Source organism: Devosia crocina, from assembly GCF_900116545.1.
GTDB lineage: Bacteria > Pseudomonadota > Alphaproteobacteria > Rhizobiales > Devosiaceae > Devosia > Devosia crocina.
In genome coordinates, this window is the sequence record NZ_FPCK01000001.1 from 1,904,081 (window position 1) to 1,920,129 (window position 16,049).

Below are 16,049 nucleotides of genomic sequence, written 5' to 3' on the forward strand. Positions count from 1 at the left end.
CGCTTTAGGATCGTGAGCACCTGAAAACCAAGGAGCGCCGCATGGGAATCCGCAGAAAGATCACCACAACCGTTTTCGCCCTGCTTCTGGCTCAGCCGGTTCTCGCCGCTCCGGCCATCTGGAAAGTCACCGACGAAGATAGTTCCATCTGGCTTTTCGGTTCGATTCACCTTCTCCCCGCAGGCACCGATTGGCGCACCGAGGTGCTGGACGATCTCCTTGCCGCTGCGGATAAGGTTTACTTCGAAACCGATCTGGGTCCGCAGGCGCAGGCTGAAATCGTTGCGCTGACCATGCAGCGCGGCTTTGCGATGGACGGACGGCTGCTGAACCAGCGAATCGACAGCAAGCTCATGGGCAAGGTCCGAAGCGCGGCGGCCGAGTTTGCCGTACCTGTTCCTACGCTCCTCGCCATGCAACCCTGGCTTGCTGCCAGCACCATATCGGTTTCAGCACTGGTCCGGGCGGGCTACGATCCCAATGCCGGTGTGGAAATGGAACTGGCCAAGGAAATCGACGTGGATCGTCAAGGCTTTCTCGAAACAGCCGAGCAGCAGATCGATGCGATTGCCGGGGGAACAGACCAAGATCAGGTGGTGATGCTCGAAGCGACGCTGCGTGAGCTGGACACGATTGTGGAGATGATCGACGAGATGAAAACGGCCTGGCTCGACGGCACGCCGGAGGAATTGGCGGATCTGTTCATTGCCGAGATGGGAGCTTACGGCGAGGGCTTCATGGATCGGCTGATCGTGCAGCGAAACCGGAACTGGGTCGAACAGATCGAGGTCATGCTCGACAACAACGAGTCGGCTGTTCTGGTCGTTGGCGCGGGGCACCTTGTGGGTGAGTATAGCGTCGTGACCATGCTCGAAGAGGCCGGGTATTCAAGCGAACGCGTCCAGTAAGCGGGTCGCCCGGCGCACCGGGCGACCATTGTTTTCAGACGTCGCTGAAGCGAGTCCACTTGCTGTCATTCTTGCTCGATTGGACAGAAGCGGTGATGAACTGCATGCCTTCGATCCCGTCCGCAATGGTGGGGAGGAGCCCTTCGGCATCCCCGCCCTCTCCGCGGATGACCGAGGCAAACTGACTGTAAAGCGTTGCAAAGGCTTCGAGATAGCCTTCGGGGTGACCTGAGGGAATGCGGACATTCATGGAAGCAGCGGGTGGCACCGAGATCGAGCCGCCGCGGGTCAGCAGCTGCCGCGGCTTGCCGAATTCGGTGAACCACATGTAGTTCGGATTCTCCTGGCTCCATTCCAGGCCACCTTTGTCGCCATAAATGCGCAGTTGGAGGCCATTCTCCTTGCCCACGGCTACCTGACTGGCCCACAGCATGCCTTTTGCGCCGCCCTGGAAGCGCAACATGATGTGCACATTATCATCAAGCTGGCGGCCGGGGACAAAAGCGGTCAGGTCCGCGGAGACGGCTTCGGTTTTAAGGCCGGTGACGAAGCGCAGGAGGTTATAGGCGTGCGTGCCGATATCGCCGATGGCGCCGCCGGCGCCGGAACGGGCGGGATCGGTGCGCCATTCGGCACCCTTGGCCGTTCCGGATTGCTCAACCGCTTCGGTAAGCCAATCCTGGGCGTATTCGGCCTGAACGACGCGGAGCGTGCCGAGAGCGCCCGAGGCGACGAGTTCGCGGGCCTGGCGGATCAGCGGATAGCCGGTATAGTTGTGCGTCAGCAGGAACTTCGCGCCGTTTTTCGGCTGAATTTCCAGCAACTTACGTGCATCCTCCAGGGTGGAGGTAATCGGCTTGTCGCAGATGACGTGAATGCCGGCTTCGAGGAAGGCCTTGGTGGGTCCGAAGTGCATGTGGTTGGGCGTGACGATGGAAACGGCTTCGATGCCATCCGGGCGGGCGGCTTCGGCCTTGGCCATTTCTTCGTAGGAGGTGTAGATCCGGTCTTCGGCCAGGCCGAGATTTTTGCCGGATTCCTTGGCTACTTCGGGCCGGGAGGAGAGTGCGCCGGCAACCAGATCATAGTCGCCATCGAGGCGAGCGGCGATGCGATGCACGTAGCCGATAAAGGCTCCGGTGCCGCCGCCGACCATGCCCAAACGGATGCGCTTTGCGCCGTTTTCAGCCATTGTTTCGGGTCCCTTTTGTTAGCATTTGGTTAGCACATGAAGAGTCACTGCCCCCTTTTGGGCAATGACCTGCTATCAGCTCAGCCGAGGCCCAGCATCTTGCGATTTGCAGCCTGGTCGGTGCCGCCCGAGGCGAAATCATCGAAGGCCTTTTCGGTGACCCGGATGATGTAGCTCTGGATCAACTCGGCGCCTTCGCGGGCACCGTCTTCGGGATGCTTGAGCGCGCATTCCCATTCCAGAACGGCCCAGCCCTGGAAGTCGTTCGCCGCCATCTTGGCAAAGATGGAGGGGAAATCGACCTGACCATCGCCGATGGAGCGGAACCGCCCTGCCCGGTTTACCCAGGACTGGAAGCCGCCGTAAACGCCCTGACGGCCGGTGGGGTTAAACTCGGCATCCTTGACGTGGAAGGCCTTGATGCGATCCTTGTAGATGTCGATGTAGTCGAGATAGTCGAGCTGCTGCAGGACGAAGTGGCTCGGATCGTAGAGCAGGTTGGCGCGCGGGTGGTTCTTCACGCGGTCAAGGAACATCTCGTAGGAAATGCCGTCGTGCAGATCTTCGCCGGGGTGGATCTCGTAGCAGACATCGACGCCGGCTTCATCGAAGGCGTTGAGGATCGGGGTCCAGCGGCGGGCGAGCTCGTCGAAGGCCTCTTCGACAAGGCCAGCGGGGCGCTGTGGCCAGGGGTAGATATAGGGCCAGGCGAGCGAGCCCGAGAAGGTCGCGTGCGCATTGAGGCCAAGGTTCTTCGAGGCCTTTGCAGCGTTCAGCAAGGTCTGGACAGCCCATTCCTGACGCGCCTTGGGATTGCCGTGAACCGAGGCCGGGGCGAAGCCGTCGAACGCTGCGTCATAGGCGGGGTGGACGGCAACGAGCTGGCCCTGAAGGTGCGTCGAAAGCTCGGTGATCTCGAGGCCATGGCTATCGACCGTGCCCTTGATCTCATCGGCGTATGTCTTGGACGTCGCCGCCTTTTCGAGATCGATGAAGCTCGAGACCCAGGTTGGGATCTGCACGCCCTTATAGCCGAGATCGGCGGCCCATTTGCAGATGTTGTCGAGCGTATCGAACGGGGCTGCGTCGCCCGCAAACTGGGCGAGAAAGATGGCTGGGCCCTTGATGGTGGTGGCCATGGAGTTCTCCTCTGATGTCCCGTTGACCGGGCCTTTGATGAAACAAGGCGGCGATCGCTCGCCGCCCTTTGATGTTCTGTGCCACGCCCTCGTGGTTCGAGGCTACGCTCCGCTGCGCGCCTCACCATGAGGTCTACTTAAAGGCTGGCAGTAATCTTGACTGACGCGCATCGCCTGTCAATGAAGTACGTCCATCACGCCTTGAGCAGGGCCTTGGCTTCTTCGACACCGAGGGCACGGGGGCGCTCGCAGGTGGTGCGCAGGGTAAGGACCTGGCCGGTTTCGCCGGCTTCGAGCAGACCGGTCATTACCTCCACCACGTGTAGAGCGACGTCGAGCCCGCAGCGGGCGGCCTGGCCGGCTTCATGCGAGAGCATCATGTCGGCAAGACCAGCGCAACGATAGTTGGCGCGGGGCTTGTCCTGGTCGAGGCCCTGGTTCGGCTTGCCGAACGGATGATCCCACGGGGTGACCGGCGTGCGCGTGCCATCGAGCGCAGCGGTGACGAGATCGCCACCGAAGAAGTTGGGATCGGGCACAAAGATCGAGCCATCGGTGCCATAGAGCTCGATATTGTGGTGGCCGTGAGCGGCAACGTCCCAACTGGCGCCGATGGTAACGATGGCGCCGTTGTGGAATTCGAGGATCCCATGGATCGTGGTCGGGGTTCCGACCTTGATCTTGCTGCCCTGATTAGGGCCTTCGGCCGTTACGATGCGTTCTTCGCGCGCCATGTTGGTGAAGGCGGAGAGTTTTTTGACCGGACCGAGCAGGTGCACGAGATCGGTGATGTAATAGGGGCCGAGATCAAGGATTGGGCCGCCACCGGGCTGGAAAAAGAAGTCCGGATTGGGATGCCAGTGCTCCATGCCGCGGCTCATCACGTGGGTCGTGCCGCTCATGATCTTGCCCAGCTTGCCCGAATCGATGATCTCGCGGGCCTGCTGGTGCGCGCCGCCAAGGAAGGTGTCTGGAGCCGAACCGACCTTGAGACCACGTTCGTCGGCCGCCTTCTTGAGTGAGAGGCCCTCGTCGACGGAAAGCACGAAGGGCTTTTCCGAATAGGAGTGCTTGCCCGCCGAGACGATATCCATGGAAACGCGATAATGCGCTGCCGGAACCGTGAGATTGACGATCACGTCGATCTCGCTGTTCTTGAGGAGTTCGTCGGGCGTTTGCGCTGCGACGTTGAACTCTTCGGCGCGGCGTTTGGCCGCCTCGGGAACGATGTCCGCAACGGCGCGCACTTCAAGGCCCTTGAAGAGCGGAGCCAGGCCAAGATAGGCCGCTGATATATTGCCGGCACCCATGATGCCGACGCCGAATGTCTTGGTCATCTGTCTCAGGCTCCGAAGCTCTTGAGCGTATCCATCGACCGGCGGGCGAAGCGGATCGCGTCGCTGGGCTTGTCATGCTCGAGCACGAAATAGCGCGCCTTGGTCTTGGACTGAGCGTCGGCGATCAGCTTCTTCCAATCGAGCGTACCGTGGCCAACGTCGGCCCAGCCGTCTTCATCGGCATTTTCGCCTGCGGCCGCGATATCCTTGACGTGAACGGAGGTGATGCGGCTGCCGAGCTTGTCCATCCAGGCGACCGGATCTTCATCGGCCTTGACCACCCAGGCCAGGTCCATTTCCCACTGCATGTCCGGAGACGCATCGAGGATCAGCTCCATGGGCGTCTTGCCATCGGCGTCCTTAGAAAATTCCCAATGGTGATTGTGATAGCCAAAGCCCTTACCAGCGGCCTTGAAGGCCGCTGCGATCCTGGCGAGGCCCTGAGCAAAACCAGCCCAGTCGCCGGAACCGGTGCGGAATTCTTCAGAGGGGGGTGCGGGGCAGTAAACAGTCTCGATGCCGACTTGATCAACGATCTTGAGCGCAGCATCGGTGTCTTCGAGCTGGGCATAGCCCATATGGGCCGTGGGCATGATCAGGCCGGCGCTCTTGAGGCTCTGGGCGAGCGCGGCGGGATCGGCGAACTGACCGCCCCAGCCTTCGACCTGCTTGTAGCCAAGACTTGCTAGGGTCTTGAGGGTTTCATCCAGCGACGCCTCGTTGCGCGCGCTATACATCTGGAAGGAATAGTCCATATCAGCCTCTGAAGTTGTGGGCATCGCGTGAACGGACACTAAGACCATGCAAAGACCGTGGCTCGGCGTCAGGACAAATCGATTGCCGCAGAAGTAAGGTCAGCCCTGGCGTGCCCGGGCGTTGCGACACCCAGCGCGGGTGTCGCCCTGTTGTCCGGCCCTAAAGGCGGTTTTCCGTTTGGGCGTCGAAGAGCGAGCCGCGGGCGATGTCGAAGCCGACCGTGACCTTGTCTCCGGCTGCCAGCGGAATATCGCTCGAGCAGCGGAAGGTGACGGGGACGCCTGCAACCTTGGTCCAGGCGAGCGTTTCGGACCCCATCGGCTCGACGATCTCGATCTCGGCTTCGGTCTTGAACGGCATCGCCTGGGCAGCTTCACCCAGAAGAATGTGTTCGGGGCGCACGCCAAGAACGGCCTTGCGCGAGCCGGTTACGGGGCTGCTGAACTCATAGGCATTGATGGGCATGACTGTGCCATCGTCGGCGGTGAACGTCGTGCCGTCTATCGTGCCGTTGAGAAAGTTCATCGAAGGCGAGCCGATGAAGCCGGCGACGTAGAGATTGACCGGCTTGTTGTAGATGGTGTGCGGATCGGCAAGCTGCTGGATAACGCCACTTTTCATGATGGCGATGCGATCGGCCAAAGTCAGAGCCTCGATCTGATCGTGGGTGACGTAGATCATGGTGTTCTTGAGACGCTGATGGAGGCGCTTGATCTCGACGCGCAGGTCCGAACGCAGCTTTGCGTCGAGGTTGGACAAAGGCTCGTCGAAAAGGAAGACATCGACATCGCGCACGAGGGCCCGGCCGATGGCGACGCGCTGGCGCTGGCCACCCGACAGATTGGCAGGCTTGCGATTGAGCAAGGGCTGAATCTGCAGGATCTCGGCAGCACGAGCGACGCGGCGATTGATCTCGTCCTTCGGCATGCCGGCGACCCGGAGACCAAAGGAGAGGTTCCGCTCCACCGACATCTGCGGATAAAGCGCGTAGGACTGGAACACCATGCCGATGCCGCGGTCCTTGGGCTCTTCCCAAGTGACGTTCTTGCCGGAAATGAAGATCTGCCCGTCGGATACGTCGAGCAGGCCCGCAATGCAGTTGAGCAAGGTGGACTTGCCGCAGCCCGAGGGCCCGAGCAGCACGATGAACTCGCCCTGCGCGATATCGAGGTTGAGGTGCTCGAGCACCTTGACGCTACCGAAATTGAGCGAGAGGTCGCGAATGGAAACGCTGTGTTGCATCTGGAATTATCCCTTCACGGCGCCGGCGGCGACACCGCGGACGAACAGCTTGCCGGATACGAAGTAGATGATGAGCGGAACAAGGCCGGTCAGCACGGTGGCTGCCATGTTGACATTGTATTCCGGTGTACCCTGGGCGGAGTTGACGATGTTGTTGAGCTGCACGGTCATCGGCAGGTTCTGAGTGCCGGCGAAGACAACGCCGAACAGGAAGTCGTTCCATATGCCGGTGATCTGCAGGATCAGTGCCACGACGAAGATCGGCAGCGACATGGGGAGCATGATCTCGAAGAAAATGCGCCAGAAGCCTGCCCCGTCGACGCGCGCGGCCTTGAACAATTCCTGTGGCAGAGACGCGAAGTAATTGCGGAACAGAAGCGTCAGGATCGGCATGCCGAAGATGGTGTGGATGACGATGATCCCCGGCAGGGTGCCAAAGATTCCCAATTCGCGCGTGATCATCACGAGCGGATAGAGCATGACCTGATATGGGATGAACGAGCCGAAGATCAGGATCGAGAAGAAGATCTCCGAGCCCCGGAAGCGCCAGTTGACAAGCGCGTAGCCATTCACCGCAGCGATGAAGATCGACACGATGGTGGAGGGGATGGTGATCTTGACCGAGTTCCAGAACCCGGGCGACAGACCATTGCAGGTCAGACCCGTACAGGCCGATGTCCAGGCGCGGTGCCAGGCATCGAAATTGATCTGGTTGGGCAGCGCGAAGATGTTGCCGAAACGGATTTCCGGCATCGTCTTGAACGAGGTTACCAGCATCACATAGAGCGGAAACAGGAAGTAGAGCGAGAAGAAGACCAGCGTCGTATAGATGATGATCTTCTTGGGCGTGAAGAAGGGTTTCGGTCGTTCGCCGCGCGGACCGTCTTCAAGCGATTTGCTGGATGCGGGCGCGGTGCCCGTCATGGTTGCGGTCTGGCTCATCAGCGTCGCCCCTTTCCGCCGAATTCAAGATAGGCCCACGGAACCATGATGATCATCACGGTCACGAGCATCATGGTGGATGCCGCCAGACCCTGGCCGATATTGCCGCCGCCGAACATGTAGTCATAGACGTATTTGGCAGGGACTTCGGAGGAAATGCCGGGGCCGCCATTGGTGAGCGCCACGACAAGATCGTAAAGCCGGACGATGCCCGAACCGATGATGACCACCGAGGTGACGAGCACGCCACGCATCATGGGCAGAACAACCGAGATATAGGTACGCCAGGTGGGAATGCCGTCAACGCGCGCGGCCTTCCAGATTTCCTCGTCCACGCCGCGCAGACCCGCAAGCATCAGCACCATGCAGAAGCCGACGCCCTGCCAAAGGCCCGCGATCAGCAGCGCGAAAAGAACCATGCGCGGATTGGAGATCCAGTCGAAGGTGAAACCGGTCCAGCCCAGGTTCCGCATCGTGCCCTGAAGGCCGAGCGTGGGGTTCATGATCCACTGCCAGACAAGGCCCGTCACGATGAACGAAAGGGCGAAAGGATAGAGCATGATGGTGCGGAAGGCGCTTTCGAAGCGGATCTTTTGATCCATCAGCACCGCCAGCAGAAAGCCCAGCGTCAGGGTCAGGACCAGCGACATCGAGCCGTACATCAGCAGATTGGTGATGGAAATGTTCCACCTGTTCGTGCCGAAGAGGCGAACATACTGGTCGAAGCCGACGAAATCGTTGCGCGGCAGAAGGCGCGAATTGGTGAACGAGTAATAAATCGTCCAGGCGGTGCAGCCGACAAAGATCACGAGCACGGTCGCAATCATGGGCAGTGCGGCCACCTTGGCCGTTATGTTGTGCAGGAACAGCCTCTGGACAAAACCGGGACGTGTCGACGTCTCGGCCCCCTGCCCCGGCTGCGTGGCGACATCCGCCATTATGCCTCTCCATGTGGAAGTGGCCGACCTTGGCAACCAAGGCCGGCCACATATTACGCTACTGCGCCAGAAGGCGGCGCGTGACGGCAGACTTAGTCAGCCTGCTCGATGATCGAGGCGTAGCGCTCGACATAGTCATCGACGGTGATGTTGTCGTCGGCGATGAACTCGAGGTTGAGGTCTTCAAGCTGCTTCTGCGTGTCGCTCGAGAGCGAGAAGTCACCCGAGGGCAGAAGGCCATTTTCCAGCAGGCCCAGAGCCTTGGTCATGCAGGCATTGGCACCCGACAGATCGATGTCGGTGCGGATCGGCATGGATCCCTTGACCAGGTTGAACTTGAGCTGGGCATCAGGCGAGATCAGGATGCGAGCGAGCTGCTCCTGAGCTTCGATCACGGCAGGATCGGTCCCTTCGGGAAGAACCGGGAAGTAGAAGCTGTCGCCGCCGCCGGTCAGCTGGGTGCCAAGACCGAGTGCGGGAAGACATTCGTAGTCCTCGCCAGGCACGCCGCCTGCGATCTGCAAGTCGCCCTGGAGCCAGTCGCCGTGAATATTGCCTGCGGCTTCACCGGTCAGGAGCTGGTTGCCAGCATCGCCGAACGAGGGAACCATGGTTTCGGGCGAAACGACGCTGCGCAGCTGGTCCATGGCTTCCGCAACCTTGCGGAATTCGGGACCGCGAACGGCATCGCCGCTCTTGTCGCGATTGACCTGGAGGACGAGATCGGTGCCACCGATGCCGGCCATGAGCACGCCCGGAATGCCGTTGATCGGCCAACCGGAGCCCAGGGCGAAGGGCAGGATGTCCGCTTCCTGAAGAGCCGGCCAGGAGGCAACGTACTCATTCCAATTGGTGGGAACCGGCTGACCGATCTTTTCATAGGCGGCGGTGGAGAGCCACAGCCAGTCCCAAGAGTGGATATTGATCGGCAGACAGTAGAGACCGCCTTCGTAGCGGCACGGCTCGAGCAGCGACTGGTCGACATAGAAACTGTCGATGTCCAGGTCGGCGACGATGTCGGTCAGGTCGCGCATGAGACCGGCCTGGATGAGCTCCTCGGCGTCGCGGCCGGTGTTCATCTGGGTGGCACCCATCGGATTGCCGCCGATGATGCGGCTGATGATCACCGGGTTGGCGCCAGTGCCCGAGCCGGCGAGCGCGCTATCGACCCAGGTATTGCCGGTTTCTTCTTCGAAGACCTTGGCGAATTCGGCGATGGCAGCAGCTTCACCAGCCGATGTCCACCAGTGCGTCACTTCCAGCTCGGCTGCAAAGGCAGAGGTCGAGCCGAGCAGTGCGGTTGCCATTGCGGCAACCACCGTGAATTTCTTCATAGATATGTCCTCCCAACGAACACGAGGGACCTTCGTCCCAATCATGCCGCCAGCCGCTGGGTGCCCTCCTCATAGGGACCCCGGCCGGCCGCGTGTAATCGATTGCAAAGAGGCTTAAACACCAATTGCAATCGATTTCAGGAGTTTCATACGAGCCTTGCAGACCTGTCAAGATCGTTTTAGACAGATCGAAATCCTGACAGCGAGAGGGGGCGCTGCCAGACGTGATCATGACAAAGAAAACGCCGACGATACAAGACGTTGCGCGACACGCAAATGTTTCCACCGCCACAGTCAGCCGGGCTCTTTCTGTTCCGGAGAAGGTGAGCGAGGCAACGCGCGCACGGGTGTCGGAAGCCGTGCGTGTAACGGGTTACACACTCAATCAGGCTGGCCGATCGCTGCGTCAGCGCACCGCGCGGACCATTCTCGTGGCGCTACCTGACATCCGCAATTCGTTCTTTTCCACAATTCTTGACGCGATCGAGCGTGAGGCGGCGTCGCGCGATTACGGCGTGCTCGTTCTCAACCTTTACTTCGGCCACGAAACAGTGCGGCGGCTGGAGAATTTTCTTCTTTCAAACCGGGCAGACGGGCTTCTGCTGCTTGATGGATCGCTTGATACCCACACCTTGCGCACGCTCTCGGCGCAGGCGGGGGACATCCCCATCGTGATCGCTTGCGAAGATATCCGCCAGTCCGGGTTTCATACCGTCGTGACCGACAATATTGATGCTGCCGAACGGGCCACCGAGCACCTGATCAATTCCGGTCACCGCCAGATCGGACATCTGCTCGGCCCCGAGCACAATGTGATCGCGCGGGATCGTCAGGCAGGTTTTTTGCGCGCACTCGACAAGCATGGTTTGCCGGCGCCCACTGAATGGCAATTGCGCGGCAATTTCGACACGGAGAGCGGGTTTGCTGCCGCTGCGCGGTTCGTTTCGATGGGCGCCCGGCCCACGGCCGTGTTCGCGGCCAATGACGAATCGGCAATCGGGTTTCTGTCAGGCCTTCGCCAGCACGGCGTTATTTGTCCGCGGGATATCTCGGTGGTGGGGTTCGACGATCTCGGCTTTGCGCCACATTACGTGCCGCCCCTGACAACCATGCGCCAGCCGCGCGAAGCCCTGGGGCGCATGGCCGCGGAAACTCTGATCGACACCATCGAAGAGCCCGATGCGCTGCCCACGCCGCTGCGAATCGTTCTGCGCTCGGAACTGGTGGTGCGGGAAAGCACCGCGAGAATAGCGCAGCCGGAGCCGGTATCGGTACCGGTACGGGGGATCGCGACTTCCTGAGCGCAGGCCATTCCATTTTGCGCGGAATGGAATTAGGAAAGCGCTGACGGTCCCGTAGCTCAGCTGGATAGAGCAGCAGCCTTCTAAGCTGTTGGTCACAGGTTCGAATCCTGTCGGGATCGCCACCCTCTCTTTGCGCCGCTGATTTTGCTGTTCTTTTTCAGGGTTTTTGTCTCACTTTCTTCAACCCCATCGAAAGTGAGACACTTTTGTTCGGCGCACGTTCTACCGCGCGCCCGGCCCACCATACATCTCCCACTTCCAAACCTGCACCGATCGCTTGCCTGCCGGACGGCGCAACCGCAGCTTGCCTACGTCGATGCTGGTTGGGAAATAGTGCTGCACGCGCATATAGCCGCTGACCCGGCAGCGTCCGCACCGCTGCGGCGGCTCAAAAGCCTTCATCTCCGGCCCCCAGATATCGACCACATCGCTGGCGAGGAACGCGGTCTCGTTTCGGCAATAGTTGCACCGGTAGATGAGCACCCAGCCATCTTCGGCCAGGTGCTTGAGGCGCACGGCGTCCAACCGGCGCCGGCTGGGCGTCATGCTCATTTCTTGATGCGCTTGCCCGCAGCTTCCGAAGCGAGAGCCGCCTTGACCTTGTTGAGATCGATGCCGGTCAGAGTGGCAATGTCCTTTTCGGACAGATAGGCGTGCGTGGCCTTGAGACGGCGCACCTGGACTGCCGGCGATACCTTGATTGCGATGCTCATGGGCCTGTTCTCCTACGCGAAGCAATGAGAACAGACAAAGAACAAACAGGCCCAGAGAGTCAATCGGGGTTTTCCGAATGTGATCGCCTCACCCCCGATCCTTCAGTTGCCGCTGCACCTCTTCGGCAATCTCCTTTTCCCGGCGCGCCTCCTCAATCTGCTGCTCGAGGATGTCAGCCAGCCTGCTGATTTCCTTGGCCGTGGCCTCGAGGTGCAGGTTCGTGCGAATCTGCTGCTGTATCTGCAACCCAGCCTGCTCGATTAGCTCTTTGACCGGCCCCATGTCGGCGAGCTGACCGGCAACAGCGAACTCCTTGGTTTCAGGCTTTGGCTTCTTGCCGAACACATAATGATAGGCTGTGAAGATTGCGACGGCCGTCATGAAGAGGAACGTGCCGATAGCCTGTAGATTGGGGTCAAGCCCTTCGATCACTGGCACGTGCGGATCGCCTTTCTTCGCCGATGTCCCGCCAGGCGTTCCTGACGCACCAAATACTTAGGAAGAGCGGCAATGGGTAAATGCCGGAGCCGGAGGTTTGCACCGCCGAAACCGACATCACGACTTGCCACCAAACGAAGACGGCGCCGAGGGCAGCAAGCCCCCGAACCAGAGGCGAATACCGCGAATAGGCGGTTTCAGAGAACGTGCCATTGACAGTCAAGGCCACGAGCCAGAAGCCGCCAGCAAGCATGCAGAGGACGCCCCAAGTGTCTTCTGTGGTGATCCTAAGCATCCCCGCCCAAGCGGCCTCATTTGTCCAAGCCTTACCAGGCTGGGCCAAGGTCCAGCCCCAATACATACCTGTCGCTGCCATAGCCCATTCAACGACGCGCTCGTCGAAGTGCTTTTGGATGCCGGTGACGACGCGGATAAACATGCGTCAGCTTCCTTGCGGCGCGCGGCCGATGAGCGTGTCACCGTTCGGCAGAACCGTGCCGATCGGAAGCGGCAGTTTGGGCACAACCAGGTCGCGGAGCCGATCAGACATGCGGTCGAGGCCAAAATGGCGCAGCGCCTCGGGCACGGAATCCCGCACGTACTGACCAGCAGTTTCCGTGATGACTTCGCGATAGGTGGTGGTGATATCCGCAGCAGTCGCTTGGGGCCGCTGGCGCAAGACTTCCTGGATGGCGAAACGCACACCATTCTCAAGCGCCGATTGGAGCGCTTCGCGGTGCTTCGCCTCGATCTGCCGCCCGGTCCACTGCTGATACCGGGCAGCGATCCAGAGGGCGAAAGGCGCGATGACAAATGGCACCAGAAGGTGCTCGATAAGGACGTTGATCAGTTGCTGGGACATGGTGCCTCCGGGCACAAAAAAGCCGCCCTTTGGCGGCGGATGACGAACAGTGATGATCGGAGCGGTCAGAGCGCTGCGGCTTCGCGCCTGTAGGCCTCGGCCTGCTGCTGGTTGACCTTGGCGCGCGAGGCGAGGACGAAGACGACAGCAACGGCGATGATCACCAGACCGACAACGATCCAGCCATTGGCGAAAACCTGATCGGTGCCAACCGCCCCTGCCCCGCCAGCGCCAGCAGCGCCGGCCGCGCCAGTCTGTTTCCCAGCCGTAGCCTTGGACTTGTCGGCCTCGTCCTCGAGCTGCTGCTTGACCACGTGCGGATCGCTCGTCGCGGCTAGCGCCCAGGCAACGCCCTTGGCCTGAATATCGGCAATGCGATTGCCCCAGCCTTTGCCGAACACCTTCCATGTGTTGAGCGACTGCACAAAGCCAAGGCGCTGTCGGCAGATATTCTTCACGGTCTGGGCGTGGTCGTCTTTCGGGTCGAGCCCGGCCATCAGCCATTTGCGGCCGCGCGAGACGCCGGAGTTGACCGCGGCGTCATAGGTCGCGAGATCGACGCCCACGGCCAGCGTAGGGCCGCCCGCCGGCTTCCAGTACTGGTCGAAGTAGATCTCTTCCGCTTCGGCCCGGCTGATGTTGCGGACTGGCTTGGCGCCCTGCCCCTTGCTGCGGAGCCAGGCGTGATAGACGGCCTCGGTGATGCCGTACATCGTCTTGCCGCCAGGGTCAGCAGCATGGTTCGACCAGCCTCCTTCCCATTTCGCGGTGACGGCATGACACCGGGCGAACTTAGCATCGGCCATATCGGCCTCCTGTGATAAGAATTAGCGAAACGTTGCGCCCGACGGCTCTAAGAGCCGTTCTGGCATCGTCATGCGTCGGGGATGAAGAGATGGACGAACACTCGGAACTGCGGGCTGAACTGGACGCCATTGGCGTAATAGAGCAGCCCTATCAAGCGTTCGCTTTGGTAGGCTTCTACATGTCGATGTTCGCAGCAATGGAAATGTCACTGAACGAACTGCTTGGCCAACTCATGCGCATCACGTGGCCACAACAGCGCATCGTCGTGGCGAACATGGATCTAGCGCAGAAGGTGCATACTGCGAGGGCACTGCTGCGAGAGACCCAGCTATCGCGAGAGCAACAAGACGCGGGTCACAGTGCGCTAAATGACTTGCTCAACAAAGTTGCCAAAGAGCGCAACATGATCGCTCACGGGCACATCTTCGGACATGGCGATGATCACGGCGGCGCCATCATCGCAACGTGGCGCGCTCAAGGAAGACTGGAGGACAAAAACCTCATTCTGACTACAGACGTTGCGTTCGACAGCATCGCCAAACTCTTCTCAATTGCTCATGTTCTGAACAATCTAGCCGAGCTAGTGAAGATCCACCCCGCTAATCTTGAAGCAGCGGCGGCAGCATACACAGATTAACGCCGCTTCGGCCCGAACCAGTAGAGCAGCAGCCCCACCTAGAGCGCCGCTACATCAGCGGCAAGGATCTGCAAGGCCCGCCGTGCCAGGCGCTGCCGCAGCGCGCCGCGGGCTTCTTCGTCGTCATATTCGTCCTGAAAGGACACGGTTGCGGCAGCGGCCGGTGAGAGCGTGATCGTGATGCCCACCTGGATCTTCACCTTGCCGTCCTGCTCGGACAGTTCGTGAATGCCGAAGTTGGAAAAGCGGCTCATGTCGAGTTCTTTGGTCTTGGCCATGTCAGGCCTCCTATCGGTGATGAAAAGGTAGAAGCATTGCTAAGTTGATGCCTCGAGACTGACGGTTCAGATTAACCCGGCGTCATCCAGACCACTGTTATGGATCGCACATAGTCTTACGGGACAGCTTGGGGGTAATCCGCGTGTCAGCAGCGCTCAACGTTCAGAAAATCTACATCGCCTTTTTCAACCGACCAGCCGATGCCGAAGGCGTTGAATACTGGGCAGCCCGCATCGAAGCCGGCGTTTCCCTGGGAGCAGTGGCTAGCTCCTTTGTCGACTCGCCCGAGTTCAAGGCGCTCTATGCCGGCAGCACCAATGCCGAGATCATCACCTCTGTGTATCGCAATCTCTTTGGCCGTGAGCCTGATGCCGAGGGACTGGCCTACTGGGAAGGCGTGCTCGATCGCGGGCAGATCGATGCTGGCATGCTTGCCTACGAAGTGCTCATGGGCGCTGGCCCGGCAGACCGCGTGATCGTTGAGAACAAGACCAACGCTGCCGCCGCCTTCACAGCCGAAATGCCGGCCGGCTCAGGAATGTATGACGGCGATGCCTTGGTTGCCGCTCGCGAATGGCTGAAGACCATCGACGACAAGCCGTACGACCCTCTCGACCTGGAGAAGCAAATCGAGGACATGTTCGGCATGCCTCCGAATGATGATGACGTCGTTGTCTTCCCCGACGTGCCCCCGCCGCCAGCCAAGTACACTTTTGATCTCGGAAACTGGCAGCTCTTCTTGGGCGGCAAGTACAACCTCGTCGAGATCCCGAACTTCAATGCGCATGAGCACGGCATTCGGATTAACACAATGAACGACGCCACCTTCGTGCACCCGGAAGAGGTATTTTACTCTTCTTATGGCTTGATGACGGGCGATGACGCGATGTGGCGAGCAGTCTTGCTCAATCAGTGGAAGGCCGGTGATGGCAAACCACTACCCGGCAACGGCGTTGCAGTGTTCTCGTACGTGGACGAAAAGATTGGTGAGCGCACCTTCATATTCGTTGATGACGGGACCGGTCTTGGCGCCAATGGGCCTGGAAGCGCCTCCCTCAATCTGACGACCGATCTTCTGATCGAGATCACCGGATACGAACAACTCGACATCGTTGGCAATCGCGTCGGAAACCTTTTCTTTTATGACTGAGGCGCACGCTTGGAAACCGAATAGATGGCTTGCCTGCCCGGTTCCGGGCCGGTAAGGGCGGTCGACGTTC

General features: G+C 60.1%; 19 protein-coding genes and 1 tRNA gene. 5 read left to right on the forward strand and 15 right to left on the reverse strand.

Annotated features, from left to right (window positions below):
- Positions 1-41: 41 nt before the first annotated feature.
- A complete protein-coding gene (locus tag BM364_RS09280) occupies positions 42-908 on the forward strand; it encodes a TraB/GumN family protein (RefSeq protein WP_092423543.1) in 867 nt (288 codons plus the stop codon).
- 34 nt (positions 909-942) lie between these two features.
- On the opposite strand, the gene BM364_RS09285 is transcribed toward BM364_RS09280, so the two are convergent.
- The 8 genes from BM364_RS09285 to BM364_RS09320 form a co-directional block, all read right to left on the reverse strand.
- Positions 943-2,100 carry a Gfo/Idh/MocA family protein gene (locus BM364_RS09285; RefSeq protein ID WP_092423545.1) on the reverse strand — a complete coding sequence of 386 codons (1,158 nt, stop codon included), beginning with the start codon at positions 2,098-2,100 and terminating at the stop codon, positions 943-945.
- Positions 2,101-2,180: 80 nt separating this feature from the next.
- Positions 2,181-3,239 carry a sugar phosphate isomerase/epimerase family protein gene (locus BM364_RS09290; RefSeq protein WP_092423547.1) on the reverse strand — a complete coding sequence of 353 codons (1,059 nt, stop codon included), beginning with the start codon at positions 3,237-3,239 and terminating at the stop codon, positions 2,181-2,183.
- A gap of 194 nt (positions 3,240-3,433) precedes the next feature.
- Entirely contained in the window at positions 3,434-4,576 is a 1,143-nt protein-coding gene (locus BM364_RS09295) for a Gfo/Idh/MocA family protein (RefSeq protein WP_092423549.1), read from the reverse strand.
- Between the two features lie 5 nt (positions 4,577-4,581).
- Complete coding sequence (locus BM364_RS09300) at positions 4,582-5,331, reverse strand: sugar phosphate isomerase/epimerase family protein (RefSeq protein ID WP_092423551.1); 750 nt, start codon at positions 5,329-5,331, stop codon at positions 4,582-4,584.
- Between the two features lie 160 nt (positions 5,332-5,491).
- Positions 5,492-6,574 (reverse strand): ABC transporter ATP-binding protein, encoded by a 1,083-nt coding sequence (locus tag BM364_RS09305; RefSeq protein ID WP_092423553.1) that lies wholly within the window; start codon positions 6,572-6,574, stop codon positions 5,492-5,494.
- Between the two features lie 6 nt (positions 6,575-6,580).
- Positions 6,581-7,516 (reverse strand): carbohydrate ABC transporter permease, encoded by a 936-nt coding sequence (locus BM364_RS09310; RefSeq protein WP_092423555.1) that lies wholly within the window; start codon positions 7,514-7,516, stop codon positions 6,581-6,583.
- Positions 7,516-8,454: a carbohydrate ABC transporter permease gene (locus BM364_RS09315; RefSeq protein WP_092423557.1), complete on the reverse strand. Its 939-nt coding sequence runs from the start codon at positions 8,452-8,454 to the stop codon at positions 7,516-7,518. The genes BM364_RS09310 and BM364_RS09315 overlap by 1 nt, the downstream gene beginning before the upstream one ends.
- 92 nt (positions 8,455-8,546) lie before the next feature.
- Positions 8,547-9,788 (reverse strand): ABC transporter substrate-binding protein, encoded by a 1,242-nt coding sequence (locus BM364_RS09320; protein ID WP_092423559.1) that lies wholly within the window; start codon positions 9,786-9,788, stop codon positions 8,547-8,549.
- Between the two features lie 230 nt (positions 9,789-10,018).
- Here BM364_RS09320 and BM364_RS09325 point away from each other — a divergent pair, with 230 nt between their 5' ends.
- Positions 10,019-11,089: a LacI family DNA-binding transcriptional regulator gene (locus tag BM364_RS09325; RefSeq protein WP_139232554.1), complete on the forward strand. Its 1,071-nt coding sequence runs from the start codon at positions 10,019-10,021 to the stop codon at positions 11,087-11,089.
- Positions 11,090-11,137: 48 nt separating this feature from the next.
- Positions 11,138-11,214: transfer RNA gene (locus BM364_RS09330), tRNA-Arg, on the forward strand.
- 100 nt (positions 11,215-11,314) lie between these two features.
- Here the strand turns inward: BM364_RS09330 and BM364_RS09335 are convergent.
- The 6 genes from BM364_RS09335 to BM364_RS09355 form a co-directional block, all read right to left on the reverse strand.
- On the reverse strand, positions 11,315-11,638 hold the full coding sequence (locus BM364_RS09335) for a hypothetical protein (RefSeq protein ID WP_092423562.1): 324 nt from the start codon (positions 11,636-11,638) through the stop codon (positions 11,315-11,317).
- Positions 11,639-11,640: 2 nt separating this feature from the next.
- Positions 11,641-11,805, reverse strand: a complete 165-nt coding sequence (locus BM364_RS18465; RefSeq protein WP_175528532.1) for a hypothetical protein — start codon at positions 11,803-11,805, stop codon at positions 11,641-11,643.
- A gap of 88 nt (positions 11,806-11,893) precedes the next feature.
- Positions 11,894-12,238 (reverse strand): hypothetical protein, encoded by a 345-nt coding sequence (locus BM364_RS09340; protein ID WP_092423564.1) that lies wholly within the window; start codon positions 12,236-12,238, stop codon positions 11,894-11,896.
- Entirely contained in the window at positions 12,222-12,683 is a 462-nt protein-coding gene (locus BM364_RS09345) for a hypothetical protein (RefSeq protein WP_092423566.1), read from the reverse strand. Before BM364_RS09345 ends, BM364_RS09340 begins: the two co-directional genes overlap by 17 nt.
- A 3-nt stretch (positions 12,684-12,686) precedes the next feature.
- Positions 12,687-13,106: a hypothetical protein gene (locus BM364_RS09350; protein WP_092423568.1), complete on the reverse strand. Its 420-nt coding sequence runs from the start codon at positions 13,104-13,106 to the stop codon at positions 12,687-12,689.
- Positions 13,107-13,171: 65 nt separating this feature from the next.
- The gene (locus BM364_RS09355; RefSeq protein ID WP_092423570.1) at positions 13,172-13,912 is read right to left on the reverse strand and encodes a glycoside hydrolase family 108 protein; all 741 of its coding nucleotides are present in this window, start codon (positions 13,910-13,912) and stop codon (positions 13,172-13,174) included.
- Positions 13,913-14,001: 89 nt separating this feature from the next.
- Between BM364_RS09355 and BM364_RS09360 the strand changes: the two genes are divergently transcribed.
- Positions 14,002-14,550 carry a hypothetical protein gene (locus BM364_RS09360; protein WP_092423572.1) on the forward strand — a complete coding sequence of 183 codons (549 nt, stop codon included), beginning with the start codon at positions 14,002-14,004 and terminating at the stop codon, positions 14,548-14,550.
- 38 nt (positions 14,551-14,588) lie between these two features.
- Here the strand turns inward: BM364_RS09360 and BM364_RS09365 are convergent, their stop codons facing one another.
- On the reverse strand, positions 14,589-14,828 hold the full coding sequence (locus tag BM364_RS09365; protein ID WP_092423574.1) for a hypothetical protein: 240 nt from the start codon (positions 14,826-14,828) through the stop codon (positions 14,589-14,591).
- Positions 14,829-14,971: 143 nt separating this feature from the next.
- On the opposite strand from BM364_RS09365, the gene BM364_RS09370 reads away from it, so the two are divergent.
- The gene (locus BM364_RS09370; RefSeq protein WP_175528533.1) at positions 14,972-15,979 is read left to right on the forward strand and encodes a DUF4214 domain-containing protein; all 1,008 of its coding nucleotides are present in this window, start codon (positions 14,972-14,974) and stop codon (positions 15,977-15,979) included.
- The last annotated feature ends 70 nt before the right edge of the window (positions 15,980-16,049 follow it).